Consider the following 26,380-nt stretch of genomic DNA (forward strand, 5'->3'; position numbering starts at 1 on the left):
CGATCCGCGCCCCACACCACTTTTCGGGCACCTGCGAGCCGGGTAAGGTTAGGTTTGCCTCACCGGCCAGATGGACATCCTTGGTCTTGGTGCGGCACGACCTTTGGCCCCGTCGGGAGGTGACCCGCGTGTACGTCTGCAACTGCTTCGGAGTGACCGAGACGCAGGTGAAGAAGCACGCGGCGGAAGGTGCCAGCACCCCCCGGCAGATAGCTTCGGCCTGCAAGGCGGGCACGGACTGCGGCTCGTGCGTACGACGCATCCAGGCCCTGCTGGGCAGGGGCGCCTGCCCGTCCCGCGGGCTCGTGGACGAGGGCCGGCAAGTCCTGGCCGAACACCTGGCCGAACAACTGGACGAGGCTGCCTAGCTCTCCGGCTGCTCGATGAGCTGCGCGATGTAGAGCGGCTCGCCGAGCTTCTCCACCAGTTCCAGCTGGGTGTCCAGATAGTCGATGTGGTGCTCCTCGTCCGCGAGGATCGACTCGAAGATGTTCGCGGACGTGATGTCGCCCTTGCCGCGCATGACCTCGATACCGCGCTTGAGGCGGTCGATCGCCTCGACCTCGACCTGCCGGTCCGCCTGGAACATCTCCGTGAGGGTCTGGCCCACCCGCACATGGAAGAGCCGCTGGTAGTTCGGCAGACCCTCCAGGAACAGGATGCGGTCGGTGAGGATCTCCGCGTGCTTCATCTCGTCGATGGACTCGTGCCGCGTGTACTTCGCGAGCTTCGTCCAGCCGAAGTTCTCCTGCATCTTCGCGTGCAGGAAGTACTGGTTGATCGCCGTGAGTTCGGCGGTCAGCTGCTCGTTGAGGAATTCGAGGACCTCGGGGTCGCCCTGCATCGCAGAGGCTCCTTCCAAACGGGGACTTGCTGGGTTGCCGCCGAATGATCGCATCGCTGCCGAAGATCGTCCAGTAAGTGCGCACTTAGTAAGTAAGGGCATGCTTAGTCCAAGTTATCCGGACTTGTTGGAATCTGGACTGGCCTGGTCATGCGCACTCTCCCTGGTCTGTCAGGATGGAGACATGGGTCAGCCGGTGGAAAGCGAATCGGGAGAGCGCGATTCAGGTGGTGCGGCGCAGCCCGAATTGCCGCCGGGGCAGCGAGTACAGCGAGGCTGGCCGGTCACTCATTACGGCCCGGTCCCCAAATTCCGCGCCGAACGCTGGGAGTTCAGGGTTTTCGGCGCCACCGCCGACGGTGAGAAGCACTGCTGGAGCCATGAGGAGTTCACGGCCCTGCCGTACTCCTCCGTTCTGGCAGACCTGCACTGCGTCACGAAGTTCAGCATGCTCGGCGCCGAGTGGGGCGGAATTCCGGCGCGGACGATCCTCACGGCGGCTCCGCCGGCGCCCGAGGTCACACACGTCATGGTCTGGGCGGAATACGGCTTCAGCTCGAATCTCCGGCTGGCCGATTTCGCCTCCGACGGCACGATCTTCGCCACCCACAAGGACGGCGAACTCCTCACCGCCGAACACGGCTTCCCGCTCCGGCTGGTGGTGCCCCACCTGTACGCCTGGAAGGGTCCCAAGTGGGTGCGCGGGGTGGAGTACATGACCGCCGACCGCCGCGGCTTCTGGGAGGAGCGCGGCTATCACAATGTCGGCGACCCGTGGCGCGAGCAGCGCTACTCGTACCAGGAGGAGCCCGGGGACGGCCCCGAGCTCTGAGGTCCTGAGGTCCTGAGGTCAGTGGTGGTACTGGTGCACCACCGCGTGGCCCTTGCCGCGGCCGATCGTCCACTTGTTGACCGGCGTGGTGACGACGAACGCGATGGCCAGCGAGATCGCCAGCGCGCCCCAGAAGAGCAGATCGTCGAGCTGGGCGTCCATCGCTCCGGGCCACAGCACGATCACGCCGTTGTCGACCAGCTCCATCACGGCGATCGACAGGGTGTCCGCGGCCAGCGCGATCCGGACGGCCGTACGGAGGTCGACGCCGGCTCGCAGGACGCCGCGCAGGGTGAGTGAGTAGCCGAAGAAGAACGCCAGGATGATCGCCAGGACGGTGGTGGGCAGGTTTCCCCAGCCCAATGCCGTGCCGATGACCATGCCGAGCACCTCGCCGATGGCGCAGCCGGTGAGGCAGTGGAGGGTGGCCTGGACGGCCACGGCCCAGGTGGCGGCCGGGGGCTGCTGGTGTGTGTGCTCGTGCTGGTGTGCGTGTGCCTCGTGCTCCATGAGTACTCCCGGTGAGGTTCGGCTGACTGCACTCGCCAGCAACATACCCCCCAGGGGTATTCCCGAAGCTACTCCCCGTCCCGGAGTTTCTTCAGCCGCTCCACATCCGCCGCGTGCCCTTCCTTCCCGCCGGGCGTCTCGATGATCAGCGGTACGCCCTCGGTCGCGGGGTGCGTCATCAGTGCGCGGAACGGGTCCTCGCCGATATGGCCCGCGCCGATGTTCTCGTGCCGGTCCTTGTGTGCGCCGACCACGTCCTTGGAGTCGTTGGCGTGGATCAGCTTCAGCCGCCCCTCGCCGACCGTGTCCACGAGCAGATCGAGGGTCTGGTGCATCCCGCTGGGCCCGGTCAGATCGTGCCCGGCGGCGAAGATGTGGCAGGTGTCGAGACAGACGCCGAGCCTGGGATGGGCGTCGAGCGCCTCGAAGTACGGCCCGAAGTCCCAGGTGCGCGAACAGAGTGAGGAGCCCTGCCCGGCGGTCGACTCGAGAAGCAGAAACGGGTCGTCGTCGTGGGTGAGCTCGTCGAGGAGCGGCAGCAGATACTCCCGTACCTGCTTGAGGGCCACGGGCCGGTCCCGTCCGCCGGTCGCGCTCCCGGTGTGTACCACCACGCCCAGCGCGCCGATCTCCCGCCCGCGCCGCAGCGAGTGCCGCAGCGACTCCACCGACCGCTCGACGGTCGCCTCGGTGTGCGAGCCGAAGTTGATCAGGTATGGGGCATGGACGTACGCCGGGATCGAGCCGTCGGCGCACGCCGTCCGGAACGCCTCGTCCTGCCGGGGATTTCCGACCGGTGTCGCCCAGCCGCGCGGGTTGGCTACGAACACCTGCACGGTCTCGGCCAGGAGGTCACGGGCGTAGGACAGGCCGACGGAGTGGAGACCGCCGGCCACGGGAACATGGCCGCCGACGGGGTTGCGGAGCTGCTTGCTGGTCACCCGTTCAGGGTGTCACGCGGCGCCGCGACTCCCGTCAGCGGATCGTGATGGTGATCGTCGACCCCTTGGCGGCGGTGTCGCCGCCGTCCACGGACTGCTTCTTCACGGTGTCTCCGAAGAGTCCGAGCAGCCCCCGGTCCTCGTCGACCGTGAACCCGGCCCCCTCCAGAGCCTCCTTCGCGTCGTCGACGCTGTCGCCCACGACATCCGGGACCTCGATCATCTCGGGGCCCTTGGAGATCGTCAGCGTGACCGTGTCGCCCTGCTCGGCCTCGCTGCCGCCCTCCGGTGACTGGACGGCGACCTCTCCCTGCTCGAACTCGTCCGAGTTGACGGTCCCCGTGGCGACCTTGACCTTCAGCCCCGCCTCCTCCAGCTCGGCCTGCGCGTCGGCGAGGCTGGCGCCGGTGACGTCGGAGATCTCCACCGGGCTGCCCTTGCTGACGACGAGGGCGACCGCGGAGCCCGCGCGCCGCTCGGTGCCGGCATCAGGGCTGGTGCTGATCACGGAGCCGCGGGGCACCTCCTCGCTGAACTCCCGGGTGACCCTCCCCGGCTCCAGTCCGTTCCGCTTCAGCAGCGCTCTGGCCTTGTCGAGACGGAGGCCCGTGACCTGGGGCACGGGTACGGTCTCCGGTCCCATGGAGATGGTCAGGGTCACGGTGTCGTTGACCCGGATGCGCTCACTGACCCCCGGGTCGGTACTGATGACGGTGCCGCGCTTCACCGTGTCGCTGTAGGACTCGTTGATCTTTGCCTCGAGCCCGGCTTTCTCCAGCCGGTTCTCGGCCTGCGCCCGGGTCTGCGACAGCACCGCCGGGACATGCGTGAACTGCCCGGAGTTGATGTACCAGACGCCAGCACCCACACCGAGGACGAGCAGTACGGCGGCGATGAGGATGGCGACCGGCGCACGCCGTCTCGGACTCCGCGCGGCCCGCCGGGAGGGCGGGGCGGTCTCCGGGGCGGCGACGGACCCCAGCCGACTGGTCCGGTTGGTCCGGTCGGCTCGGTTGAAGTGCCGCTCGTCGACCGGGGGTTCGTCCTCGTTGACGGGCAGGGGCCGCGGCACGGACAGCGCGCGCGGGATGACACTCGTCAGGTTCTCGGCGTTTCCGTGTACCGAGGTGATGGCCTGCGGCGGTACGGCGTCCAGCTGGTCGGTGTCGAGCGACCCGCGCGTCTCCAGGACCTGCGAGAGCAGCGCCACGGCGTCGTACGGGCGGATGCCGGCGTTGCGCGCGGTGGCCGAGGCGACCAGCGCGTCCAGCTCGAAGGCCAGCCCCGGCACGAGAGCCGAGGGCGGCGGCACGTCCTCGTGCAGGTGCTTGTAGAGCACCAGCGCGGGGGAGTCGCCGTAGTGCGGCTGGTCGCCTGTCAGCATCTCGTAGAGGACGATTCCGCAGGCGTACACGTCGACCCGGGGATCGGCGGTGCCGCTCTCGATCTGCTCGGGCGCCAGGTAGGAGACGGTGCCGAGGAGGGACCCGGTCGTGTTGGTGACCGTGTCCACGACCCGCACGAGTCCGAAGTCGGCGACCTTGACCCGCCCGTCGTCCCCTATCAACACGTTCTCGGGCTTCATGTCGCGGTGCACGAACCCGGCCCGGTGCGCGGCGCCGAGGGCGGCGAGCACCGGCTCCAGGATGTCGAGCGCGGCCCTCGGCTGGAGCGCGCCGCGCTCGCGCAGCACGTCACGCAGGGTGCAGCCGGCGACGTACTCCATGGCGAGATAGACATACGGCCCGTCGGTGCCCTGGTCGAAGACCTGCACGACGTTGGGGTGCGCGAGCCGGGCCACGGACTTCGCTTCCCGGATGAAGCGCTCGACGAAGGACACGTCCGCCGCGAGCGTCGGATGCATCACCTTGAGGGCGAGCACACGGTCGAGGCGGGTGTCCACGGCTCGATAGACCGTGGCCATCCCGCCGACCGCGATCCGCGCGTCCACGCGATAGCGGCCGTCGAGCACCTGCCCGACGAGAGGGTCCTGAAGGGTCGTATCCACGCAGGTGAGTGTACGAGCCGCCGCTGACAAGCCCGCAGTTTCGGCCAGGAAAGCACAGGAAAGCAGCGGGACTGCAGCTGACCTGTGACGCAGATCGCACGGGAAGCCGCCGATGGAGAGGAACCCCTACAGGAGAGCTGCACGTGCAAACGGGCTCGAAACGGCTGGTGCGCGGGTGCGAGATCAAACGGGAGGGGAGCGCCGGGTGCCTAGAAAGCAGGCCGTTCGGGATCCAGCTCGGCGAGCCCGGTCACTGGCGACGATGCCGAAGCGAAGTGCCGCCGGGGAATCCGCCCGGCCCGGTAGGCCGACCGCCCCGCCAACACCCCGTACCGCATCCCCTCCGCCATCAACACCGGCTCCCGCGCCCGGGTGACGGCCGACGCCAGCATCACTCCCGCACACCCCAACTCCATCGCCAACGCCACGTCCGACGCCGTCCCCGCCCCCGCGTCCAGAATCACCGGCACACGCGCGTGCTCCACGATCAGCTGGAAGTTGTGCGGGTTGCGAATCCCCAGCCCCGACCCGATCGGCGACCCGAGCGGCATGATCGCCGCGCAGCCCACGTCCTCCAGCTTGCGCGCCAGCACCGGGTCGTCGTTCGTGTACGGCAACACCGTGAACCCGTCCTCCACCAGCACCTCCGCCGCGTCCAGCAGCTCGATGGGATCCGGCAGCAGTGTCCGCTCGTCGGCGATGACCTCGAGCTTCACCATGTCCGTACCGAGCGCCTCCCGGGCCAGCCGGGCCGTCAGCACGGCCTCCCCGGCGGTGAAGCACCCCGCGGTGTTGGGCAGCACCTGGATGCCCAGCCGCTCCAGCACCGACAGCACCGACCCGTGCACCGAGGGATCGACGCGCCGCATCGCGACCGTCGTCAGCTCCGTGCCGGAGGCCACCAGCGCCCGCTCCAGTACGTCGAGGCTGGGCGCACCCCCCGTACCCATGATCAGCCGGGACGTGAAGGTCGTACCGCCGAGGACAAAGGGATCGTCGGCCATGGCTCAGCCCCCCTGGACGGCGGTGAGGACCTCGACGCGGTCACCCTCGGCGAGGGAGGTCGACGACCACCGCGCGCGTGGGACGACGGTTTCGTTGAGCGCGGCGGCCACACCGGAGGGCGCCGGGGTGAGGGACTCCACCAGCGCGTCGAGCGCGGTACCCGGGGAGACCTCGCGCCGCCGACCGTTCACCAGGATGCTCAAGTGATGGCTCATACCAGCTGCTCCATGCGTGCGGTGTCGAACCGGCGGGGCGTGAAGGCCCGGGCCTCGTCGGGCAGTTCACCGGTGGCCAGAACAGTGGCCATGGCATCTCCCGTGACCGGAGTCAGCAGCACACCGTTGCGATAGTGGCCCGTGGCCAGCAGCAGCCCGTCCAGGGCGGTCGGGCCGAGCAGCGGCGCGTTGTCGGGGGACGCGGGGCGCAGACCGGCCCGTGTCTCCGTCAACGGCAACTCGGTGATCCCGGGGACGAGTTCGTGGGCGTCACGCAGCAACTCGTACACACCGCCCGCCGTGACCGTCGTGTCCCAGCCCAGCTCCTCGCTGGTCGCCCCGACGACCAGCTCACCGTTCTCGCGCGGCACCAGATAGACCTGGCTGCCGCGCACCACGGCCCGCACGGTCCGGCTCAGGAACGGCGCGTACCGCTTCGGCACGGTCACCCGCAACACCTGCCCCTTCACGGGCCGTACGGGCGGCAGGACGGCCTCGGGGACGCCCGCGAGCCGCCCGCTGAGGCTGCCCCCGGCCAGCACGATCGAACCGGCGGCCAGTTCGTCGCCGTCCGAATCCGTGACCGACACGGCCCGACCCCGCCGTACGTCGAGCCGCTCGGCCCACGTCCGGCGCAGTACCACCCCGGCCCGCTCGCACGCGTCCACCAGGGCCCCGGCCAGCCGCCGCGGATCGATCTGGTGGTCGCCGTCCACTCGCAGCCCCCCGCGCACGCCCGGCGCGAGCATCGGCTCCAGGCGCCGGCATTCGCGCCCCGAGAGCCACTCCGAGTCCAGGCCGGACCGCTGTTGCAGGGCGTGCAGTTCGCGCAGCTCGGCGCGGTCGTCGGAGTCGAGTGCGACGGCGAGCGTGCCGCAGCGGCGGTAGCCGAGGTCGTGGCCGGTCAGTTCGGTGAGCTCGGCCACGAAGTCCGGGTAGCGGCGGGCCGACTCCAGGTTCAGCCCCAGCAGGGTCTGCTCGCCGTGGTGCAGCTCCGTGACGGCGGCCAGCATCCCGGCCGCCACCTGAGCGGCCCCACCGCCCGGCACGGGGTCCACGACGGTCGTGGCGAACCCGCGCTGCGCGGCCCGCCAGGCCGTCACCAGCCCGATGATCCCTCCTCCGACGACAACGACGTCCGAGGTGTGTGTACGCGACATGGGCGTCCAGCCCCTCCCTTCGCCGGCATGACCCGGATCAGGTTCGTACGGTCGGAGGCCGTCCAGCCTCCCTCTCAGCCCGGTGCGTCCGGGCTCCCGCGTGCTTACGCTGGCCACCCTAGCCCGCGGTCCGACACCCACGTAAGGGAGCCTTCGCCCATGCCCCGCTCGCTCGACGGTCTCGTCCTCGCCCCGGTCGTGGACCAGGCGCCGGGCCAGGTGGGAACGCGCACCCGGTTCACCTATCACGAGCAGGACGGCGAGATCTGGGCCGAGTACGCGGGCGGCGATGTCGTACGCGGCCGTCTCGTGGGTACACGGGAAGGTGACCGCCTCGACTTCCGGTACGTGCAGCTGAAGCACGACGGGACGACGTCCTCGGGCCACTGTGCGTCCGAGGTGTCCGAACTGCCGGACGGGCGGCTGCGGTTGACGGAGACCTGGGAGTGGGAGTCGCAGCCGGGCAGCGGGACGAGCCTGGTCGAGCAGGTCGCGCAGGTCCAGGACGTCGAGCGCGCGGGTGTGCAGTAGGTCACTTCCCGCGCCCACTGACTGACAATTTGTCAGTTGTCTATGGTGATCGGGTGAGTGAGCAGACGCAGGCACAGGGCACACCGGGCGGGTCGCCGCCGCGACGCGTGGTCGTCGTGGGCGCGGGCATGGCCGGTGTGCAGACCGCGGTCGCCCTGCGCGAGCAGGGGTTCACCGGCACCGTCACGCTGTTCGGTGCCGAACCCCATCAGCCGTACGACCGGCCGCCGCTGTCCAAGGCCGTCCTGCTCGGCAAGGCGGAGGGCTCCGCCTTCGATGTCGACTTCGAGGCCCTCGGCATCGAACTGCTGCTCGGGCGCGAGGTATTGGGTGTCCGCACCGGCGAACACGAGCTGGACACCCCCGAGGGACCCGTGCCCTACGACGTCCTGGTCCTCGCGACCGGCGCCGAACCGATCCGGCTGCCGGGCACAGAGGGCGTACCCGGTGTGCATCTGCTGCGTACCCTCGACGACGCCGAGCGGCTGCGGCCCGTACTCGCGCGCCAGCACGACATCGTGGTCGTCGGGGCAGGCTGGATCGGTGCCGAGTTCGCCACGGCCGCGCGTGAGGCAGGCTGCGCCGTGACCGTCGTCGAGGCCGCCGACCGGCCGCTCGCGGGCGCCCTGCCCGCCGAGGTGGCCGCGCCGATGGCCGCCTGGTACGCCGACAGTGGCGCCTCGTTGCGCACCCACGCGCGCGTGGCCCGCGTCGAGCCCGGCGTGGTGGTGCTCGACGACGGCTCGAGGCTGCCCGCGGGCGCCGTCGTCGTCGGCATCGGCGCCCGCCCGGCGACAGCCTGGCTCGCGGACTCGGGTATCGCCCTGGGCGACCATCGTGAGGTCGTCGCCGACGACCACCTGCGCACCTCGGCGGCGGACGTCTACGCGGTCGGCGACTGCGCCTCCTTCCCTTCGCGAAGGTATGGCCGGCGCCTTCTGGTGCACCACTGGGACAACGCCCTCCAGGGACCCCGCGTGGTCGCCGCGAACATCATCGGGGAGTCCCCGGCGGTCTACGACCCGGTCCCGTACTTCTGGTCGGAGCAGTTCGGCCGCTTCGTCCAGTACGTCGGCCACCACCAGACCGCCGACACCACCCTGTGGCGCGGCGACCCGTCCGGCCCCGCCTGGACGGTCTGCTGGCTGCGGGACGGCCGCCTGGTCGCCCTGCTGGCCGTGGGCCGCCCCCGGGACCTGGCCCAGGGGCGCCGTCTGGTCGAGGCGGGCGCCCTGATGGACGCCGAGGCGCTGACTGACCCGTCCCGGCCCCTGAAGGCGGCCACGGTGTAGCCCGAGGCCGCCCGACGCCACCGGATCGGCCCAGCTCGGAGGGGCCTGGCTTCCGAGTGTCAGTGCGGGATGGCACGCTTGTCCCGTGACCGAGATTGACGCAAAGATCGATGCTCTCGTCCCCGCCTGGCTCACGCTGCCCGACATCGCGGAAATCCTCGATATCGAGGTGACACGCGTTCGGCAGCTGGTCAGGGAGGGCCAAGTGATCGCCGTACGCCGTGGCGAGAACCGCGCGCTGCACGTCCCCGCCGCCTTCATCGACGGGGTCGAGAAGAAGGTCGTCAAGGGCCTCACCGGCACCTTGACGCTCCTGCGGGACGACGGCTACTCCGACGACGAGATGCTGGAGTGGCTCTTCACTCCAGACCCGAGCCTGCCCGGCACCCCCGCGCAGGCCCTCAGTGAGAATCGCGGCACGGAGGTGAAGCGTCGCGCCCAGGCGCTCGCCGTCTGATCCGCCCGGCCGTTCCGGTGTGCGGGCCGCGGTCCGCACACCTCCACACCACACAGGGGCGCGTCCGGGGGAGAACCCCCATGGGCGCGCCCATGGGGGGACACCCGTATGCCCGAGACGACCGACACCGTGCCCGGGACGACCGCCGACGCCCGCACGACCCGCGCGCGGCTCGCCGACGCCCGGGTCTACCTCTGCACCGACGCCCGCAGGCGGCAGGGCGACCTCGCCGAGTTCCTGGACGCCGTCCTGGCCGGCGGGGTCGACATCGTGCAGCTGCGCGACAAGGGCATGGAAGCGGCAGAGGAGCTGGATCACCTCCAGGTCTTCGCGGACGCCTGCGCCCGGCACGGCAGGCTCCTCGCGGTCAACGACCGCGCGGACGTCGCGCACGCGGCCCGTGCCGACGTACTCCACCTCGGCCAGGGCGACCTGCCCGTCCCGGCGGCCCGCGCGATCCTCGGCCCGGACGTGCTCGTCGGCCGTTCCACGCATGCCGAGTCCGAGGCCGCGGCAGCCGCCGTCCAGGAGGGCGTCGACTACTTCTGCACCGGCCCCTGCTGGCCGACCCCCACCAAGCCGGGCCGCCACGCGCCCGGCCTCGACCTGGTCCGGTACACGGCCGGGCTCGCCACCGGGCGCCCCTGGTTCGCCATCGGCGGCGTCGACCTGGGCAACCTGGACGAGGTGCTGGCGGCGGGCGCCCGCCGGGTCGTCGTCGTGCGGGCGATAACGGAGGCCGACGACCCGGGCGCGGCGGCTGCGGAGTTCACCAAGAGGCTGAGAGCCCTGTAGCTGGGCCGTCGGAGGTCCCTGAGGTCCAGGTGTCGGAGTCAGGGCGTCCGAGGCGTGGGCAACAAATCGACAATCCGGGCAAATTCCCGCCATCAGGTTGGGGTACCGCCGTCCCCTGACTAACCTGCGGGTATGGCCCTAGGAACCGCGTCCACCAGGACTGACCACGCGCGCACGGTGCGTGACATGCTCGCGTCCGGCAAGACCACGTATTCCTTCGAGTTCTCGGCGCCGAAGACTCCCAAGGGCGAGCGGAACCTCTGGAACGCGCTCAGGAGGGTCGAGGCGGTCGCGCCGGACTTCGTGTCCGTGACGTACGGCGCCGGCGGATCGACGCGCGCGGGCACCGTCAAGGAGACCCAGCAGATCGTCTCCGACACGACGCTCACCCCGGTCGCCCACCTCACCGCGGTCAACCACTCCGTCGCCGAACTGCGCAACATCATCGGCCAGTACGCCGACGCGGGCATCCGTAACATCCTGGCCGTGCGCGGAGACCCGCCCGGCGATCCGATGGCCGAGTGGGTACCGCACCCGAGCGGTCTGACGTACGCGGCCGAACTCGTGCGTCTCATCAAGGAGTCGGGCGACTTCTGCGTAGGCGTCGCCGCCTTCCCCGAGACGCACCCGCGCTCTCCCGACCGGGACACGGACGTCACGCACTTCGTCGACAAGTGCCGGGCCGGCGCGGACTACGCGATCACCCAGATGTTCTTCCACCCGGAGTCGTATCTGCGGCTGCGGGACGCCGTCGCGGCGGCGGGCTGCCCGACCCCGGTCATCCCCGAGGTCATGCCCGTGACCAGCGTGCGGATGCTGGAGCGGCTGCCGCAGCTCAGCAACGCGGCCATCCCGTCTACCCTGAAAGAGCGGATCCTCACAGCCAAAGACGACGCGGCGGCTGTACGCTCCATTGGCATCGAGTTCGCCACGGAGTTCTGCGCGCGACTGCTGGCCGAGGGAATCCCCGGACTGCACTTCATTACGCTGAACAACTCCACGGCATCGCTGGAAATCTACGAAAACCTGGGTCTGCACCACCCACAGCGGGCCTAGACCGGCCGCACCGGCGTACGACACACTGCGTAGCGGCCACTGGGAGAGGGGCGTACATGGGCTGGACGGTCCTCTACATCGCGTTTGGCATCGTCGCGTTGTGGCTACTCGGAGAGGTTCTGCTGCAGTACAAGGCGCGGCTGCGCTGGCGGCTGCTGGCATTCGTCGGCTTCCTCGGCGTGGTCCTCGGCGTGCTCATCCCGAATGTGCTGGTCATCGGCCTGGGCGCCGCGGCCTTCGCGGTCGGGCAGACGTACGTCACCCTGTCGTTCCGCAGCGGCTTCTCGGCCGGTTGGGCCGTCGCGGGCCGTACGGGCTTCCTCGGGCGGTTCGGCAAAGGCCGTGGCGAGGGGGAGCACAAGGACCCCACGCTGGAGGTCTCCGGCCTGGAGGCGCCCGAGGGCGCGTACGCACCGGGCAACGGCTTCGGAAACGATGCCGCCGACGGAGCCGGGAACGACGCCTACGACACCGGTGCCGGAACGTACCAGCAGGGCGACGACTTCGACCGCGACTACGACCGGGACGACGTCTTCACCCCCGCCCGGCCCGCGGCCGTCTACGAACCACAGCCCCTCCCCGACGACACCGGCTCGTACGGCGTGTACAGCGATGCCGCGTACGCGGCGGCGACCGGCCAGGACCAGTCGTACGCCGGCGCGGGCCAGGACCAGTCGTACGCGGCGGCGGCCCAGAGCGGCGACCAGACCTACGGGTACGACGGCTACACCGGCTACGACCAGCAGCAGTACGGCTACGACGACTCGGGCCAGCAGCAGTACGCCGCCTACTCCGACCCGTACATCGGCCAGGGCTACGGCGGCAACTCGTACGACGCCGGTTACGACCAGCAGCAGTACGGTCAGCAGGGTTATGCCCAGGACCAGTACGGCACCGGCAACTACAACGAGACCCCGGCGAGCGGTGTCTGGGTGCCGCAGCAGCGCAACACCGAGGACCCGTTCTTCGGCGGCGAACTCCCGCCGGAGCAGCAGTATCCCTACCAGGACAACGGCAACGGCCAGGGCAACGGTCACAGCCAGGACAACGGGCACAGCAACGGCAACGGCAACGGTCAGACGAACGGGCACGGGTACGACGAGCAGCAGTACCGCTTCTAGCGGCGCTGTTTCCGAGGACCGCCCCCCGGGCACCCGGGCTCGGGGTTCACTGCGAGCCCCGGAAGTCCGGTCCCTCCACGATCAGCCCCGCCACCAGCGCGCCCGACATCCCCGCGTGCGGAAGCCCGCCCCCGGGGTGCGACCAGCCGCCCACGCGATACAGCCCCGGCAGGCGGGTGGTGTTGGCGGGATGCAGGAAGTACCCTTCGGCGCCCGCGAGTGAGGGAGCCGACACGCCTCCGCAGAAGGCACCCGTCTCCTCCTCGCTGTGACTGGGGGTCCGGATCTCCTGCCACAGGACCCGCTCACGCAGCCCGGGGACGGCTGTCTCGGCCGCGCCGACCATCAGACTCACGAACGGTTGCACCGAGTTCGTCGCTGCCCAGTTGCCATGGGGCGGTGCCACCGCCGTCAGGACGACGGACTCGTGCTCCTCGTCGGGCCACAGCGCGGGGTCGTCGGGCCGCAGCACGGTCACCGTGGGCCGCGCCGGGCCGGGCCCCTCATTGGTCAGCCAGTCCAGCTCGGCCACGCGGTCCGGCGCGTGCACGACCGTGCGATGCGCGGCGCCCGCCTCCCGGGCCCCGCGCAGGGCCAGCAGCACGGTGAACGGGCCCGGCGACGGCGCCGACGCATCGCCGAACACGTCACCGTCCGCGTCGAGAACGTGCCCGGTCAGCTGCTTCAGCCGTTTGGGATCCACGCCCGCGACGACATGGTCGGCCTCCGTGACGGTCCCGTCGGCCAGCTCGATCCCCGCCGCCCGGCCGTCCTTCTCGACGATCGCCGTGACCTCGGCGCCGAAGACGAACTCGACCCGCCGCTCCAGACACCGCTCGTACACCGCACGCGCCAACTCCCGGATGCCGCCCCGGACGTACCAGGTGCCGAAGGCGTGCTCCATGTACGGCAGTACGGCCGCGCTCGCCGGAAGTTCCCGTGGGTCGTGGCCGTACGCCAGGGCGTGGCTGTCCAGGAGGGCGGTCAGGCGCGGGTCGCGCAGCTCCCAGGCGGCGACCTCGGCGAGTGTGCCGGCCCGGCGGGTGCGCAGCAGCCGCCTGTGGGGGACCGCCGGATAGGGCTCCCGCTCGGCCAGCACCCGCCAGTCGGTCCACAGGGGCTCCTCCAGGAGCGGTCTGCGGGTCCGGTCCCAGGCCTCCCGAGCCCTGACCAGGAAGTCGCCCCAGCGGTCACCCGCCCCGGCTCCCAGAGCCGCCTCCAGGGCCTGGACGACGCCCGCGCGGGACGCGTTCGGCAGGGCGACCTCCGTACCGTCCGGGAAGACGTGCCGTGAGGACGGGTCGACCTGGACCAGCTCGACGCACTCCTCAAGGGGCTGCTTGCCCGTCTTGACGAACAGGTCGCGGTAGACCGCGGGCAGGGTGAGCAGCCCGGGGCCCGTGTCGAACGAGAAGCCGTCGCGCTCGAAGCGGCGCACCGCTCCGCCGTACGTCTCCCCACGCTCGTACACCGCCACCCGGTGGCCCGCGACGGCCAGCCGGGCAGCGGCCGCCATCGCGCCCATGCCTGCGCCGATCACCGCAATCCGTGCCATCAGTCTCCTACGGGATGGTATTTTCGCTGTGTCCCGAAAGGGGCCGGTTCGGGCTGGACCGCAGCCTTCGGGCTGGAAGCCCCCCACCTCAGGTGGGGGAGCGGAGTCACGCGAGGGACTTTATCGGTCCCCGGCATCAGCAGGACGGTCCCGGCCCTTAGGGCCGGGACAAGCTGGCGGTCACCCTGGCGGCTTACCTGCCCAGGCCACGAGCCGTTTCTCCTCGCGCCGTTGGGCCCGGCGCCGCAGGAACCGTCTGATCCGGGAGACCAGGAAGTACAGCACGACCAGGCCGGTGAGCAGCAGTGCGCCCGCGATGATCGCCGCTGCCTCGGGGTGGAACATCGCGAACGTCACGATGCCGCCGACCCCGAGATCCTCGGCGAAGCTCAGGATCACGTTGCTGAACGGCTCCGGCGAGGTGTTGACCGCCATCCGCGTCCCGGCCTTGACCGCATGGCTGGCCAGCGCCGTCGAACCGCCGATCGCGCCCGCCGCCAGGTCGGGGAGCGAACCGCTCTGACCGGCCAGCAGCGCCCCGACGACGGCCCCGGAGACCGGCCGGATCACGGTGTGCACCGCGTCCCACGCCGAGTCCACGTACGGGATCTTGTCGGCGACCGCCTCGCACAGGAAGAGCACGCCCGCCACGATGAGCACCTCGGGGCGCTGCAACGACTCGGGCACCTCGTCGCTCAGTCCGGTCGCGCCGAAGACGCCGAGGAGCAGCACCACCGCGTAGGCGTTGATGCCGCTGGCCCAGCCGCTGGTGAAGACCAAAGGGAGTACCGACACGGACGCGATGGTAACCAGTCGGCAACGGCGCGTCCTGGGGTTGAGTGCGCAGGGCTGAGTACGCGTACCTAGGGCGAGAGATGAGTAGCCGCACGGATGGGCTGCGACCTGCGGGAACGAGAGAGTGGTGCCACGGAAAGGGGCACGGCTCCGGTACCGCCGACACGGGGCGGCGGAACGGTGCCGGTGCCCTGGACCGCTCCTTCCGCCGATCCGTCGGCGGGAGCGAGGCACTGGGGGACCCGGGGGAACGACCGCACGGGGGAAACGGGGGACGGGAAAAACGGGGGAGGGAACGGGGGAGCAGGAAGGAAGCGCCGGTTCGAGGTGGCCCGCGGGGGACGCGGCCACATCGAACCGGCGCTTTCCTGTGCGCCCGGCCCCGCCCGCTCAGCGGTTGCCGCTCACCCGTCCCTGGAGGAGCCGGGACAGCGCCGAGTGGACGTCGTCCAGGGAGCGTTCCGGCTGGAAGGACTGCCAGTCCAGGGCGGCGACCAGGACCATGCCGACCAGGGCCGCCGCGGTCAGCGGGATGTCGATCTCGTCGCTGAGCTCGCCGCCCGCCACCGCCTCGCGCAAGACGTCCTCGATGACCGCGACCGCCTGCTGTCTGACCACCATCAGGGTGGACTGCCAGGTCCGGTTGGTGCGCCACAGTTCGGCCACGTAGAGCTGGGTGAAGGCCGGATAGCGGCTGATGAAGACGAGCCCGGCCCGGATCATCGCGTCCAGGGCGTCGACCTTGGTGCCGCCGTCCCGGTCGGTCCGCTCGGCCGCCTCCCTGAGGGAGGCGGTGAGGAGTTCCACGCCGTGTCGCAGCAACTCCTCGAAGAGAACCGACTTGCTCGCGAAGTTGTAGTAGACCGTGCCCTTGGCGACGCCGGCCCGCTCGGCGATCTCGTCCACCGTGGTGGCGGAGAATCCCTGTTCGGCGATGAGCGTGACGGCGGCCTCGTAGAGCTTCTGCCGGGTTGCCTCGCGGCGCGGACTGCCGCCCGGCGGGGTGCTGCTGCGTTCCATGGCCCTGATTCTCACAGGAACACGAGGCCCACGCTGACGGGACGTCACAGGCTCAGCTCCGGGTGCAGTCGGTCCAGGGTCCAGACCTGCCCGCGGCGGGCCGACACGGCGGTCAGCGCCAGGGCGCCGGCTGTGAACGCCGCCAGCACGGCACACGCCTGCCACACCGGGCCGAGCCCACCGCCCGTGATGAGCCTGCGCAGGGCCTCGACGACGTAACTCATCGGCATGAAGGGGTGGATCGCGTTGAAGAAGCCGGGACTGGTCTGCACGGGATAGGTGCCGCCCGCAGACGTCAACTGGAGCATCAGGAAGGCGAGTACGAGAATCCGGCCCGCCGCTCCGAAGCGCGCGTTCAGCCACTGGACGATCGCCGCGAAGCACGCCGTGACCAGGAAAAGGAAGCTCACCGTTCCGGCCGCCCGTACCATCTCCAGGCCGATCGCCCAGTGCAGTACGGACATCAGGGCCACGGTCTGCAGCACGCCCAGGGCGGCCACCGGGAGCCAGCCGGCCAGTGCGATGCGCCACGCCGGGGCGCCCGCAGCGAGCGCCCGCCGGTTGAGCGGCGGGATCAGCATGTAGGCGACCATCGCGCCCACCCACAGGGACAGCGGGATGAAGTACGGGGCGAATCCGGTGCCGTAGTTGGGTGCCTTGTGCAGGTCCCTGGAGGCGAGTTGGACCGGGTCGGACATCACCTCGGTACGCGCGTCGCGGTCCTGCCGGTCGTAGTCGGGAATCTGCCCGGCGCCGTCGTGCAGCCCGCCGGCGAGTTTCCCGGAGCCGTCGGCGAGCTTGAACATGCCTCCGGAGAGGTCGTCCGCGCCCGTCTTGAGGTCGCCCACGCCCGTGTGCAGGGTGGTCGCGCCGGTCCTGGCGGTGGAGAGCCCGGTGTGCAGCTTCCGCGCTCCCGCGGCGACCTGTGCGGCCCCCGCGTTGAGCTTGTCGACCTTCCGGACGGCGTCGTCGAGGTCCTCGGAGAGGCGCGGGGCGCGGTCGGCGAGGGCCTGGGCCTGCTTCTGGAGCGTGGCGAGGTGCTGGTCGAGCCGGTCCAGGTCGCCGTTCTGGTCGGCGATCAGCGTGTTGACGTCGTCGGCGACCGTCGCCACGTCCGCCGCCGCCTTCCTGGCTTTCTTCAGGTCGGCGCACGCGGCGTCCGGCAGTACCGCGGTCTCGCAGCGCGCCCGGTAGACCCCGTTCAGGGTGTCGGAGGCCGTGTGGGCACCCTTGGCGGCGACCGGGGCGGCCTTCACCAGGGTGCCGAGGTTGCGCCGGACCGTACCGGCCGAGTCGGCGACGAGCTGGGCGGCGTCCCCGATGGTCTTCTCGTTGTCCTTGAGGAAGGGCCCCAGCCGGTCCGAGACGCCGTTGACCCGGTCGGCGAGCGTCTGCGTGCCCGCCGCGACCTGCCGTGAGCCGTCCGCCAGATCGCCCGCGCCCGTGTCGAGCTTCTTCAGCCCCCTGACCAGCTTGCCGCTGCCCGCCTTGGCGTCCTTCAGCCCGTCGGCGAGGTCCTTGGAGCCCTGCTCGGCCTTCCCGATACCGCCCGTGAGGGTGTCGGCGCCCTTGGCGGCCTTCACGGTCTGCCCGTGGATGTCGGAGAACGAGACGAAGATCCGGTCCAGGAACGACCGCGACGCCTTGGTGGAGGCGGCCGTACGCACCTCGCCGAACACCGTCCGGGAGATCTGCCCGACGATGTAGTTGTTGGCGTCGTTCGTCCGCACCTGGAGCGCGCCCGTCTCCGGGGAGTCGCCCGAGCTGGACGCGATCCGCTCACTGAAGTCGGCCGGCATGGTCAGCGACAGGTAGTACGTGCCGTCCTCGACGCCCTCCCGGGCCTCGGCGGTGGTCACCTCGTGCCACTCGAAGGTGTCGCTGTCGCGCAACCCCTTGACGATGTCGGCACCGGCGGCGAGCTTCTTCCCCGCGACGTTCGCCCCCTTGTCGTCGTTCACCAGCGCCACAGGGATGCGGTCGAGCCTGCCGTACGGGTCCCAGAAGGACCACAGGTACAGGGCGCCGTACAGCAGCGGCAGCAGCAGGAGCGAGGCCAGCGCGGCCCGTGGGAGCCTGCCCCGGCCGAAACGCCTGAGCTCAAGCGCGGCCAGTCTCGGGGAGCGCATCCACCGTCTCCTTCTCGTGAGTCTCTTGCTCGTTCGTCACTGCGTTCGTCACTGCGTTCGTTTTTTCGGCCGTCTTCTCGTCCGTCTCCTCCGTGCGCGGAGACGTCGACACGGTGACGGCTCCTTCCGGAGCCTCGCTGCACACCGCCACGACGGTCGTCCCGGCCTCGGTGAGGGACCTCAACAGCGCCCAGACCTCGCCCCGTTCGGCGCCGGAAAGCTTCAGGTCGGTGTCGTCCACGCCCAGCAGTCGCGGCCCGCCGATCAGGGCCAGCGCCACGGACAGCCGCAGCGCCTCCAGCCGCTCCAGATCGCGTACGGCGGTCCGGGAACCCTTGGGCAGCGCCTCACGGTCGAGACCGGCGGCCGTCAGCGCGGCGTCGACGCGCCGCTCCGTCTCGGCCGCCCGTTCCGCCCGTGGCCGCAGCAGCCCGCGCAGGGAACCGCCGAACCGGCGCTCCAGCAGCGCCCGTTCCCGCAGGTGCTCCCCGACGGTCAGGGCGGGGTCGAGGTCGGTGACGCCGGGGACGTGCGCGAGCGCGCTCACGCGACGGACCGCCGCCGACTGCTTGGGCAGACCCCACTCGCCGACCGCGGCCGACCCCTCGGTTGCCTTCATCCGGCCCGTGAGCGCGAGCAGGAGGCAGGTGCGTCCGGAACCGGACGGCCCCTCCACCGCGATCAGAGAGCCGGGCTCCGCGTCGAAGGACACCCCACGGAATGCCCAGCCGCGAGGCCCCTTGAGCCCGAAAGCCCGGGTGGTCACCCCGAGCCCGTGCGGACCGTCCACAGTTCCCGCTCCCTTGACACTTTTTTGCACTGACTGGTCAGTGCAAAAAATAACCCGAACCCTCGATCGAAGCAAAAGACCAGGTCAGAACGGATTGTCAGTGCCATACCGCACGATGGGCACATACGGCACCTCCTGTCGGGGCGTGCCGTCACCCAGACGACAGGAGGTTCGTCATGGCCAACTCGAACGCAGCCGCCGCCCCTCGGCGCCGCGCCCTCGGCCCTGCCCCCTCACTGACCGGTCCGGCGGGAGACGTGCACCCGGTGCTCCGCCGGGCCACGGCCCCGCCCGCAGCCCTCGACCTGCTCGCCCAGGCCCGCGCCGGACTCGACGAGTCGGCCGCCCTGGAGACCGCGAACGAGCGGTACGCCACCGCCCACCTCGCCGCCCTGCGCACCGCCGCCGCGGTGCTCGCCGCCCGGGGCCGCCCCGAACCCACACCCAGGCGCCGGGCACGCATCCGCAGCGCCTGGGAGGTGCTCCCCGAGATAGCGCCCGAACTCGCCGAGTGGAGCGTGCTGTTCGCCTCCGGCGCCCGCCGCCGGGCCCGCGCCGAGGCCGGCATCCAGGGCGCGGCCAGCAGCCGCGACGCCGACGACCTGATACGCGACGTGGCGATGTTCCTGCGCCTCGTCGAGCGGATGCTCGTCCTCCAGCCGGTGCTTCCACAGCCGCGCCAGGACCCGGACATGCCCCCGGACGCGAGCTGAGACGGATGACCGGCCATGTCACGGGAGGCAATAAGGTGGAGAAGCCGCGTCTTTCCGCAGCCCACCGGGCCGGGAAGGCACCCCGTTCGCTCCGCCGCGCAAGAGGCGGTGCCGCGCCGAGGAGTCACCAGCCGTGCCGGACCCTACGCGTCCCCGATCCTCCCTCCGTACCGCAGTGGTCTGGGAAGTCGTCTCGGACGCCCTGGAGCGCCGTGTCAAAGCCGCGGGGCGTGAAGCGCTGGACGTCCTCGACACCGGCGGCGGCAGCGGCAACTTCGCCGTGCCCGTCGCCCGCCTCGGCCACCGCGTCACCGTCGTCGACCCGAGCCCCAACGCGTTGTTCGCGCTGGAGCGCCGGGCCGCCGAGGCCGGCGTCGCCGACCGTGTCCGGGGTGTCCAGGGCGACGCGCACGGCCTCTTCGACGTGGTCGAGCGAGGCGGCTACGACGCGGTGCTCTGCCACGGCGTCCTGGAGTACGTGGACGACCCCGCCGAGGGCGTCCGCAACGTGGTGGCCGCCCTGCGCTCCGAGGGCGTCCTCAGCCTGCTCGCCGCCGGACTCGGCGGCGCCGTGCTCGCGCGAGCCCTCGCCGGGCACTTCAAGGAGGCCAAGCGGGCGCTCGACGACCCGGACGGCCGATGGGGCGAGAGTGACCCCGTTCCCCACCGGTTCACCGCCGAACAGCTCACCGGGCTCGTCGAGGGCGCGGGCCTGCGTGTGGGCGCCGTGCACGGCGTGCGGATCTTCGCCGACCTGGTCCCCGGCGTCCTCGTGGACACCGAGCCGGGCGCCCTGGACGCGCTGTTGAAGCTGGAGGCAGCGGCGGCCGAGCAGCCCGCCTTCCACTCCGTAGCCACCCAGCTTCATGTGCTCGGCGAGACTCCGGGTGCCACCAAGGTCTGAGCCACCTCCTGTGGTGGACCGCTGATCAGGGGCTCGGCCGCAGATGGAGTACGCCACAGGCCCCCCGATCGGCCGCCCGGAGCCGTATGATCGAGGGAGACCGCTCTGCATGACGGGCCGGTTGCTGGGGAATGAACGCCTCAGTGAGCCGGGACCGCCATGGCGGATTCCGGTTGCCAATTGGCGTAGAGGGGCGGGTTTCACGGGGGCGATTCCCTGCCTATCCTGAAGGGGACCCCCGGTCGCCCCGGCGACTGCACGAATGAGGAGGACTCCGTGCCGCTCTCGGAGCACGAGCAGCGAATGCTCGAGCAGATGGAGCGAGCGCTGTACGCCGAAGATCCCAAGTTCGCGACAGCGCTTGAAGGAAGCGGGCTGCGCACGTACACCCGGCGACGGGTCTACCAGGCGGTCGCGGGCTTCCTCGTAGGTATCGCGCTCCTCATGGCCGGAATGGTCACAGTGCAGATCTGGCTGAGCGTGGTGGGATTCCTCGTCATGCTGGGCTGTGCGGTACTGGCCGTGACGGGTTGGCGCAAGGCCCCCAAGCCGGGCGAACAGCCCGCCGCGGGTGCCGCCCCCGGGGCTCCGCACGCTCGCCGACAGGGCCGGCAGCGGCGCTCCGTGATGGATCGCATCGAGGAGCGCTGGCAGCGTCGCCGTGACGAACAACAGGGCGGCCAGTAGCCCGTAGGACCGCGGTTGCCCGCGTGGCGACCGCCAGACGTGAAACGCCGGTGGCCCGGAACCCTCCAGGGTTCCGGGCCACCGGCATGTCCTGCTGTCGTGCCGTCAGCCGTGCTGGCCCCAGGGCTTGCGCAGGGCCGGCCGGGTCGGCCGGGCCGCCCGGACACGCTCGCTGAGCGCGGTCCAGCGCGCCCCCATCGCCCACAGCGACCGTACGTTCGAACGCGGGATGAACGTCGCAAGCAGCTCCGTGCCCCGGCTCGCCGTGGTGCGCAGGGCGTCGGTCACCCGGCGCACATCCTCCGCGAGTCCCGCCGTCGGGTGCGGATTCGGCGCGTACAGGACCTGTTCCACGGCGTTCGCCACCCGGTGCACGGAGGCCGCCGCCGCCGGATCGAGATTGCCGAGACGCACGATCCGGGCAGCCGCCTTGCGAGGTGTCTGGGATTCCTCCGGTCTGATCCCGAAGTCCCAGGCGCTGTCGGTCAGTTCCTGCCAGACCGACAGCGTGTGGACCGCCACGTCCCCGCCACCGCGGCCGTGTGCGCCGAGCCGTACGGCCCGGATCCGCTGCCGCCACAGCAACGGCGTCAACAGGACCGCGAACACGGCGAGCACGGCGAGCGTCCACATCATCAGGTCGCCAAACCACCACCAGCCATCCTTGTCGCCCTGGCCCAGCGCGGCCTGCGGGGACTCGCTCGCGCACCCGCCGTCCAGCCGTCGCTGCGCCGCCGTGCAGGTCTCGCTCGCCGAGGCGGAGTCGGAGGGCGCCACGGAGGCGTTCTGGGACGGCACGTCCGGGTTCGGGATCTGGCTGCCCGGCGCCTGGGACTGCGTGTACTCGGGCACCGAACCACGGGTCGGGGTCGGCTCGAAGCGGGTCCAGCCGACGCCCTCGAAGTACAGCTCCGGCCAGGCGTGCGCGTCACGCAGCCCCACCGAGACCGTGCCGTCCGGCTGCGGGGTGCCCGGCGCGAAGCCCACCGCGACCCGGGCCGGAATGCCCAGCGTGCGGGCCATCGAGGCCATCGCGAAGGAGAAGTGGACGCAGAAGCCCTCCTTGTCCCTCAGGAACCGCGCGATCGCGTTGGAGCCGCTGCCGGCCTGCACCTGTGTGTCGTACCGGAAGCCGCCGCTCACCGAGAACCAGTCCTGGAGCTTGACCGCCTGCTCGTAGGCGTTGGCCGAACCGGCGGTGACTTCGCGCGCGGTGCGCGACACGATCGTCGGCAGCGACTCAGGGACCTGTGTGAACTCGCGCACCACTGCCGGATCCGGATCCGGCGCCTCGGCGAGCTGCTGCGCGGTCGGCTGCACATCCAGGCTCGTCACCGTGTATCGCGCGCCGCGCGTGTTCTGGCCGTGGTCACCGACGAGGGTGCGGCCCACCGGCTCGAAGCGCCAGTTGCCGTTGATCTTCACACCGGTCGCGGGGTACGGCATCGGCAGCCAGTCCTGGGCGTACCAGTCCGCCGCCGCGATGGTGGTCGTGACCTCGGTGCGCCGCACGTCCGCCCTCAGGCCCAGCGGGTTCGGGAACGACTTCGGTACGTCCTCGATGCGCCGTTGGGAAGGCTTCCACGCGGTGCCGTCGAAGGAGTCGAGCGAGACGATCCGCAGATACAGGTCCTGGGTGTCCTCGCTGCTGTTGCGCACGGACATGACCTGGCGGTCCTCGTCCTGGTTCAGGTTGTCGCGCAGCGACACCAGCGGGTTGACGGCGGAGATCGTGCCGCCTTCGCCCGAGCCCACACGGCTGGGCAGGACGTTCAGCAGCCCGCCGTCGAGCGAGGGCAGCGCGAGCGGCACCACGATGGCGACGCCCAGCGCCACCGCGCCGATACGGCGTCCCGTGCGTACGGGGGCGAGCACGCCACCGGTCGACTGCTCGCCTGGGGAGCGCGGCGCGCCGCCGAAGACCCGGCCCCACTGGGAGAGCCGGTCCCGGCCCTCGGCCAGGAGCAGCATCAGATAACCCGCTGCGGCGAGCAGGAACCACACCCAGGCGCCGCTGCCGTCGGCCAGCCCTGCGGCGACCGAGTACAGCGCGAGCAGCGGCAGGCCGGCCGGGGCCGCGCTGCGGAACGTCACCGCGAGGGTGTCCACCGCGAGCCCGATCAGCAGGACACCGCCGACCACCATCAGCCGTATGCCGTCGGACAGGGGCGCCGGGATCGCGTACCGCCCGACGTCGTCCGTGCCGCTCTGAAGCAGCGTGCCGAACTGCTGGATGGCGTCGGGACCGGGAATCAGGCCGAAGAAGGCCTGCTCCCGGACGAAGACCAGGGTCAGCAGGAGGAGCGTGACGAGGAGCTGCGCCGCGACCGTCAGCGGCCAGGCCAGTGGCATCCGCCGGGCCCCTGCGCCGACGATCGTCTGCATGCCCAGTAGGAGGGTCACCTGCAGGAGCCAGCTCACGTCCTCGACCAGCGGCAGCAGGGCACACGCCGTCAGCATGGTGGCCGCCCAGGCGCACAGCGCCAGTCGTGCGCGCCCGCTCATGACCGTCCCTCCCTGCCACTGACCGCGCCGAGACCGGAACGGTCCCGGTCGGCCTGGCGCCACACGTCGCTCATCGCGACGCCTCGCGGCACCCGCACCACCGTCCAGCCCGACTCGCGAAGCATCCGCAGCGACTCCTCGCCCGGGTCCAGCGGACCCGGCGCGTCGGTGGGTTCCCGTACCCAGGTCTCACTGTCCAGCACGAAGGCGACCGCCCCGCCGCTGCGCTGCCGCATCTTCGCGGCCACCGTGGTCTGCTCCTCGTCGAGGTCGCCGAAGAAGGCCATCAGCATCCCCTCACCGCCGCCGCGCAGCGCGTCGTACGCTCGGGAGATGTCCGTGCCGTCAGAGTGGTCGATCACTGCGAGCGTGTCCATCATCATGCCGGCCGCGTCCGCCGACTCGTAGCTGGCGCCCGCGAAACCCTCGGCGCCCGCGTCCGGCACGGAGTTGCCCGTGTCTGTCAACAGCCGTACGGAAAATCCCCGTTCGAGCATGTGGACCAGGATGGAGGCGGCGCCCGAGACGGCCCATTCGAAGGCCGAGTCCGGACCCGCGCCCAGATAGGCGATGCCCCGGGTGTCCAGGAGCACCGTGCAGCGGGCCCGCTGCGGCTGCTCCTCGCGCCGCACCATCAACTCGCCGTAGCGGGCGGTGGAGCGCCAATGTACGCGGCGCAGGTCGTCGCCGTAGCGGTAGCCGCGCGGGATCGCGTCGTCCTCCCCGGCCAGCGCCAGTGAGCGCTGCCGCCCGTCGCCGTACCCCTTGGCCTCGCCGGTGAGCCGTACCGGCGGCAGTGCCTCCACGCGCGGGATCACCGTCAGGGTGTCGTGCGTCGAGAAGGAGCGGGTCAGCTCGCACATGCCGAACGGGTCGGTCAGCCGCAGCTGGAGCGGGCCCAGCGGATAGCGGCCCCGCAGGTCGGAGCGGACACGGTAGGACACCTCGCGGCGCCCGCCCGCCTCCACCCGGTCCAGGACGAAACGGGGGCGCGGACCGAGTACGTACGGCACCCGGTCCTGAAGCATCAGCAGGCCCGTGGGCAGCCGCGAGACGTTGTCCATCCGGAGATGGACGCGGGCCTCGGCGGCGGCGGGCACGCGCGCGGGGGACAGCCGGCGGCTGCCGGCCACCCGGTAGCGCGTGCGGTACAGGACGGTCGCGCAGACCAGCGGCAGTACGGAGAGCAGCAGGCCCACCCGGAGCAGATCGCCCTGCCCCAGGACGTACGCGCAGATGGCGGCGGCGATCCCGGCGGCCAGGAAGGAGCGCCCGCGGGTGGTGAGACCGGCCAGTGCCGTGCGCACCCCGCCCTTGTCGCCCTGGTCGTCCTCCGGGTGTCCGGGCACCCCTGAGCTCATCCAAGCCTCCGGGGCGGCTGGCCGAAGTCGGGCGCGGAGCGGCCCATGCCGAAGCCGCTCTGCTGCTGGGGCGCCGCGGGCACCGGGGTGCGCTGGAGGATGTCCTGGACGACCTGCTCGGAGGTGCGGCGGTTCAGCTGGGCCTGGGCGGTGGGCAGCAGGCGGTGGGACAGGACGGCCACGGCGAGAGCCTGGATGTCGTCCGGCAGTGCGTACTCCCGGCCGCTCAGGGCGGCGGACGCCCTCGCGGCACGCAGCAGATGCAGCGTGGCGCGCGGCGACGCGCCGAGTCTGAGGTCGGGATGCGTGCGCGTGGCGCCGACCAGGTCCACCGCGTACCGCCGGACCGAGTCCGCGACATGGACGTTGCGGACGGCCTCGACGAGCTTCACGATGTCGTGCGCGTGGGCCACCGGCTGGAGGTCGTCCAGCGGTGAGACGCCGCCGTGCGTGTCCAGCATCTGCAGCTCGGCCTCCGGGCTCGGGTAGCCGATGGAGACACGGGCCATGAAGCGGTCGCGCTGCGCCTCGGGGAGCGGGTAGGTGCCCTCCATCTCGACCGGGTTCTGGGTGGCCACCACCATGAAGGGGCTGGGCAGTTCGTAGGTCTGCCCGTCGATGGTGACCTGGCGCTCCTCCATGGACTCCAGGAGCGCGGACTGGGTCTTCGGCGACGCGCGGTTGATCTCGTCGCCGATCACGATCTGCGCGAAGATCGCCCCTGGTTTGAACTCGAAGTCGCGGCGCTGCTGGTCCCAGATGGACACACCCGTGATGTCCGAGGGCAGCAGGTCCGGCGTGAACTGAATGCGCCGCACGGAACAGTCGATGGACTTGGCCAGCGTCTTCGCCAGCATGGTCTTGCCGACGCCGGGAACATCCTCGATCAGAAGATGCCCCTCGGCGAGCAGCACGGTCAGCGAAAGCCGTACGACCTCAGGCTTGCCCTCGATCACTCCCTCCACCGAACTGCGGACTCGCTCCGCGGTGGCGGTCAGATCAGTGAGGCTAGCTCGATCGTCATAGGTCGTCACACGGCCCTCCTAGGCCCGTTCTTTCTCCGGGCCGACGCTCTGCGATGAGGACCGGCCCACCCCGAAACACGGACACCACGCGGGGAAAGCCCCGCGTGACGTCACACCCGCATTCTTGTT

General features: G+C 70.9%; 26 protein-coding genes and 1 riboswitch. Of the genes, 11 read left to right on the top strand and 15 right to left on the bottom strand.

The features are described from left to right. Positions 1–119 precede the first annotated feature (119 nt). Complete coding sequence (locus G3I56_RS43295) at positions 120–368, top strand: (2Fe-2S)-binding protein (protein WP_164412714.1); 249 nt, start codon at positions 120–122, stop codon at positions 366–368. Here the strand turns inward: G3I56_RS43295 and bfr are convergent. Next, a complete protein-coding gene (gene bfr, locus G3I56_RS25340) occupies positions 365–844 on the bottom strand; it encodes a bacterioferritin (RefSeq protein WP_164314527.1) in 480 nt (159 codons plus the stop codon). The genes G3I56_RS43295 and bfr overlap by 4 nt on opposite strands. 184 nt (positions 845–1,028) lie before the next feature. Here bfr and G3I56_RS25345 point away from each other — a divergent pair, with 184 nt between their 5' ends. Next, positions 1,029–1,676 carry a sulfite oxidase-like oxidoreductase gene (locus G3I56_RS25345; RefSeq protein ID WP_164412715.1) on the top strand — a complete coding sequence of 216 codons (648 nt, stop codon included), beginning with the start codon at positions 1,029–1,031 and terminating at the stop codon, positions 1,674–1,676. A gap of 18 nt (positions 1,677–1,694) precedes the next feature. Here the strand turns inward: G3I56_RS25345 and G3I56_RS25350 are convergent, their stop codons facing one another. The 6 genes from G3I56_RS25350 to thiO form a co-directional block, all read right to left on the bottom strand. After that, complete coding sequence (locus tag G3I56_RS25350) at positions 1,695–2,186, bottom strand: DUF4396 domain-containing protein (RefSeq protein WP_164412716.1); 492 nt, start codon at positions 2,184–2,186, stop codon at positions 1,695–1,697. A gap of 68 nt (positions 2,187–2,254) precedes the next feature. Next, the gene (locus G3I56_RS25355) at positions 2,255–3,127 is read right to left on the bottom strand and encodes a deoxyribonuclease IV (RefSeq protein ID WP_164412717.1); all 873 of its coding nucleotides are present in this window, start codon (positions 3,125–3,127) and stop codon (positions 2,255–2,257) included. A gap of 34 nt (positions 3,128–3,161) precedes the next feature. Beyond that, complete coding sequence (gene pknB, locus G3I56_RS25360) at positions 3,162–5,135, bottom strand: Stk1 family PASTA domain-containing Ser/Thr kinase (protein WP_164412718.1); 1,974 nt, start codon at positions 5,133–5,135, stop codon at positions 3,162–3,164. A gap of 209 nt (positions 5,136–5,344) precedes the next feature. Continuing rightward, positions 5,345–6,139 carry a thiazole synthase gene (locus G3I56_RS25365; protein WP_164412719.1) on the bottom strand — a complete coding sequence of 265 codons (795 nt, stop codon included), beginning with the start codon at positions 6,137–6,139 and terminating at the stop codon, positions 5,345–5,347. A 3-nt stretch (positions 6,140–6,142) separates the two neighbouring features. Beyond that, positions 6,143–6,343, bottom strand: coding sequence for a sulfur carrier protein ThiS (thiS, locus tag G3I56_RS25370; RefSeq protein ID WP_164412928.1), 201 nt, complete (start codon positions 6,341–6,343; stop codon positions 6,143–6,145). 8 nt (positions 6,344–6,351) lie between these two features. After that, entirely contained in the window at positions 6,352–7,515 is a 1,164-nt protein-coding gene (gene thiO, locus G3I56_RS25375) for a glycine oxidase ThiO (protein ID WP_164412720.1), read from the bottom strand. Next, positions 7,512–7,625, bottom strand: a riboswitch (TPP riboswitch). (Overlaps the previous gene by 4 nt.) Positions 7,626–7,674: 49 nt before the next feature. Here thiO and G3I56_RS25380 point away from each other — a divergent pair. The 6 genes from G3I56_RS25380 to G3I56_RS25405 all read left to right on the top strand — a co-directional run bounded on the left by G3I56_RS25380 (position 7,675) and on the right by G3I56_RS25405 (position 12,767). Then, on the top strand, positions 7,675–8,046 hold the full coding sequence (locus G3I56_RS25380) for a hypothetical protein (RefSeq protein ID WP_164412722.1): 372 nt from the start codon (positions 7,675–7,677) through the stop codon (positions 8,044–8,046). A 53-nt stretch (positions 8,047–8,099) separates the two neighbouring features. Beyond that, positions 8,100–9,338 (top strand): FAD-dependent oxidoreductase, encoded by a 1,239-nt coding sequence (locus G3I56_RS25385; RefSeq protein ID WP_343240049.1) that lies wholly within the window; start codon positions 8,100–8,102, stop codon positions 9,336–9,338. An 85-nt stretch (positions 9,339–9,423) separates the two neighbouring features. Continuing rightward, positions 9,424–9,795: an Rv2175c family DNA-binding protein gene (locus G3I56_RS25390; protein ID WP_164412724.1), complete on the top strand. Its 372-nt coding sequence runs from the start codon at positions 9,424–9,426 to the stop codon at positions 9,793–9,795. 108 nt (positions 9,796–9,903) lie between these two features. Next, entirely contained in the window at positions 9,904–10,590 is a 687-nt protein-coding gene (gene thiE / locus G3I56_RS25395) for a thiamine phosphate synthase (protein WP_164412726.1), read from the top strand. 132 nt (positions 10,591–10,722) lie between these two features. Further along, positions 10,723–11,646 (top strand): methylenetetrahydrofolate reductase [NAD(P)H], encoded by a 924-nt coding sequence (gene metF, locus G3I56_RS25400; RefSeq protein WP_164314545.1) that lies wholly within the window; start codon positions 10,723–10,725, stop codon positions 11,644–11,646. 56 nt (positions 11,647–11,702) lie between these two features. Then, positions 11,703–12,767, top strand: a complete 1,065-nt coding sequence (locus G3I56_RS25405; RefSeq protein WP_164412728.1) for a hypothetical protein — start codon at positions 11,703–11,705, stop codon at positions 12,765–12,767. A 46-nt stretch (positions 12,768–12,813) separates the two neighbouring features. Here the strand turns inward: G3I56_RS25405 and G3I56_RS25410 are convergent, their stop codons facing one another. The 5 genes from G3I56_RS25410 to G3I56_RS25430 form a co-directional block, all read right to left on the bottom strand. After that, entirely contained in the window at positions 12,814–14,322 is a 1,509-nt protein-coding gene (locus G3I56_RS25410; RefSeq protein ID WP_203690629.1) for an NAD(P)/FAD-dependent oxidoreductase, read from the bottom strand. 180 nt (positions 14,323–14,502) lie between these two features. Then, positions 14,503–15,117 carry a DUF4126 domain-containing protein gene (locus G3I56_RS25415; protein WP_164412729.1) on the bottom strand — a complete coding sequence of 205 codons (615 nt, stop codon included), beginning with the start codon at positions 15,115–15,117 and terminating at the stop codon, positions 14,503–14,505. Positions 15,118–15,507: 390 nt separating this feature from the next. Next, positions 15,508–16,137: a TetR/AcrR family transcriptional regulator gene (locus tag G3I56_RS25420; RefSeq protein ID WP_164412731.1), complete on the bottom strand. Its 630-nt coding sequence runs from the start codon at positions 16,135–16,137 to the stop codon at positions 15,508–15,510. Between the two features lie 44 nt (positions 16,138–16,181). Beyond that, complete coding sequence (locus G3I56_RS25425) at positions 16,182–18,266, bottom strand: YhgE/Pip domain-containing protein (RefSeq protein ID WP_164412733.1); 2,085 nt, start codon at positions 18,264–18,266, stop codon at positions 16,182–16,184. After that, positions 18,238–19,056, bottom strand: coding sequence for an ATP-binding cassette domain-containing protein (locus G3I56_RS25430; protein ID WP_164412735.1), 819 nt, complete (start codon positions 19,054–19,056; stop codon positions 18,238–18,240). The genes G3I56_RS25425 and G3I56_RS25430 overlap by 29 nt, the downstream gene beginning before the upstream one ends. 176 nt (positions 19,057–19,232) lie before the next feature. Between G3I56_RS25430 and G3I56_RS25435 the strand changes: the two genes are divergently transcribed. From G3I56_RS25435 to G3I56_RS25445, 3 genes are all read left to right on the top strand, one after another. Then, complete coding sequence (locus G3I56_RS25435; protein ID WP_164412737.1) at positions 19,233–19,769, top strand: SAV_6107 family HEPN domain-containing protein; 537 nt, start codon at positions 19,233–19,235, stop codon at positions 19,767–19,769. A 133-nt stretch (positions 19,770–19,902) separates the two neighbouring features. Continuing rightward, positions 19,903–20,673 (top strand): methyltransferase, encoded by a 771-nt coding sequence (locus tag G3I56_RS25440; RefSeq protein ID WP_164412739.1) that lies wholly within the window; start codon positions 19,903–19,905, stop codon positions 20,671–20,673. A gap of 276 nt (positions 20,674–20,949) precedes the next feature. Next, positions 20,950–21,360, top strand: coding sequence for a DUF3040 domain-containing protein (locus G3I56_RS25445; protein WP_164412741.1), 411 nt, complete (start codon positions 20,950–20,952; stop codon positions 21,358–21,360). Positions 21,361–21,465: 105 nt separating this feature from the next. On the opposite strand, the gene G3I56_RS25450 is transcribed toward G3I56_RS25445, so the two are convergent. Genes G3I56_RS25450 through G3I56_RS25460 form a run of 3 tightly spaced genes read right to left on the bottom strand, consistent with a single transcriptional unit; the run spans position 21,466 to position 26,260 of the window. Beyond that, complete coding sequence (locus G3I56_RS25450) at positions 21,466–23,865, bottom strand: DUF3488 and transglutaminase-like domain-containing protein (protein WP_164412743.1); 2,400 nt, start codon at positions 23,863–23,865, stop codon at positions 21,466–21,468. Further along, positions 23,862–25,226 carry a DUF58 domain-containing protein gene (locus G3I56_RS25455; protein ID WP_164412745.1) on the bottom strand — a complete coding sequence of 455 codons (1,365 nt, stop codon included), beginning with the start codon at positions 25,224–25,226 and terminating at the stop codon, positions 23,862–23,864. Before G3I56_RS25455 ends, G3I56_RS25450 begins: the two co-directional genes overlap by 4 nt. Further along, the gene (locus tag G3I56_RS25460) at positions 25,223–26,260 is read right to left on the bottom strand and encodes a MoxR family ATPase (RefSeq protein WP_164412747.1); all 1,038 of its coding nucleotides are present in this window, start codon (positions 26,258–26,260) and stop codon (positions 25,223–25,225) included. The genes G3I56_RS25455 and G3I56_RS25460 overlap by 4 nt, the downstream gene beginning before the upstream one ends. Positions 26,261–26,380 lie beyond the last annotated feature (120 nt).

This window comes from Streptomyces sp. SID12488 (genome assembly GCF_010548275.1).
In the GTDB taxonomy this organism is placed as follows: domain Bacteria; phylum Actinomycetota; class Actinomycetes; order Streptomycetales; family Streptomycetaceae; genus Streptomyces.

What these genes read in the sequence shown, in the direction of transcription:
- G3I56_RS25420 (WP_164412731.1), bottom strand. Translation starts at nt 16,137, where the DNA reads ATGGAACGCAGCAGCACCCCGCCGGGCGGCAGTCCGCGCCGCGAGGCA.
- thiE (WP_164412726.1), top strand. Translation starts at nt 9,904, where the DNA reads ATGCCCGAGACGACCGACACCGTGCCCGGGACGACCGCCGACGCCCGC.
- G3I56_RS25425 (WP_164412733.1), bottom strand. Translation starts at nt 18,266, where the DNA reads ATGCGCTCCCCGAGACTGGCCGCGCTTGAGCTCAGGCGTTTCGGCCGG.
- metF (WP_164314545.1), top strand. Translation starts at nt 10,723, where the DNA reads ATGGCCCTAGGAACCGCGTCCACCAGGACTGACCACGCGCGCACGGTG.
- G3I56_RS25350 (WP_164412716.1), bottom strand. Translation starts at nt 2,186, where the DNA reads ATGGAGCACGAGGCACACGCACACCAGCACGAGCACACACACCAGCAG.
- bfr (WP_164314527.1), bottom strand. Translation starts at nt 844, where the DNA reads ATGCAGGGCGACCCCGAGGTCCTCGAATTCCTCAACGAGCAGCTGACC.
- thiO (WP_164412720.1), bottom strand. Translation starts at nt 7,515, where the DNA reads ATGTCGCGTACACACACCTCGGACGTCGTTGTCGTCGGAGGAGGGATC.
- G3I56_RS25410 (WP_203690629.1), bottom strand. Translation starts at nt 14,322, where the DNA reads ATGGCACGGATTGCGGTGATCGGCGCAGGCATGGGCGCGATGGCGGCC.
- G3I56_RS25345 (WP_164412715.1), top strand. Translation starts at nt 1,029, where the DNA reads ATGGGTCAGCCGGTGGAAAGCGAATCGGGAGAGCGCGATTCAGGTGGT.
- G3I56_RS25365 (WP_164412719.1), bottom strand. Translation starts at nt 6,139, where the DNA reads ATGGCCGACGATCCCTTTGTCCTCGGCGGTACGACCTTCACGTCCCGG.
- G3I56_RS25405 (WP_164412728.1), top strand. Translation starts at nt 11,703, where the DNA reads ATGGGCTGGACGGTCCTCTACATCGCGTTTGGCATCGTCGCGTTGTGG.
- G3I56_RS25450 (WP_164412743.1), bottom strand. Translation starts at nt 23,865, where the DNA reads ATGAGCGGGCGCGCACGACTGGCGCTGTGCGCCTGGGCGGCCACCATG.
- G3I56_RS25455 (WP_164412745.1), bottom strand. Translation starts at nt 25,226, where the DNA reads ATGAGCTCAGGGGTGCCCGGACACCCGGAGGACGACCAGGGCGACAAG.
- G3I56_RS25435 (WP_164412737.1), top strand. Translation starts at nt 19,233, where the DNA reads ATGGCCAACTCGAACGCAGCCGCCGCCCCTCGGCGCCGCGCCCTCGGC.
- G3I56_RS25380 (WP_164412722.1), top strand. Translation starts at nt 7,675, where the DNA reads ATGCCCCGCTCGCTCGACGGTCTCGTCCTCGCCCCGGTCGTGGACCAG.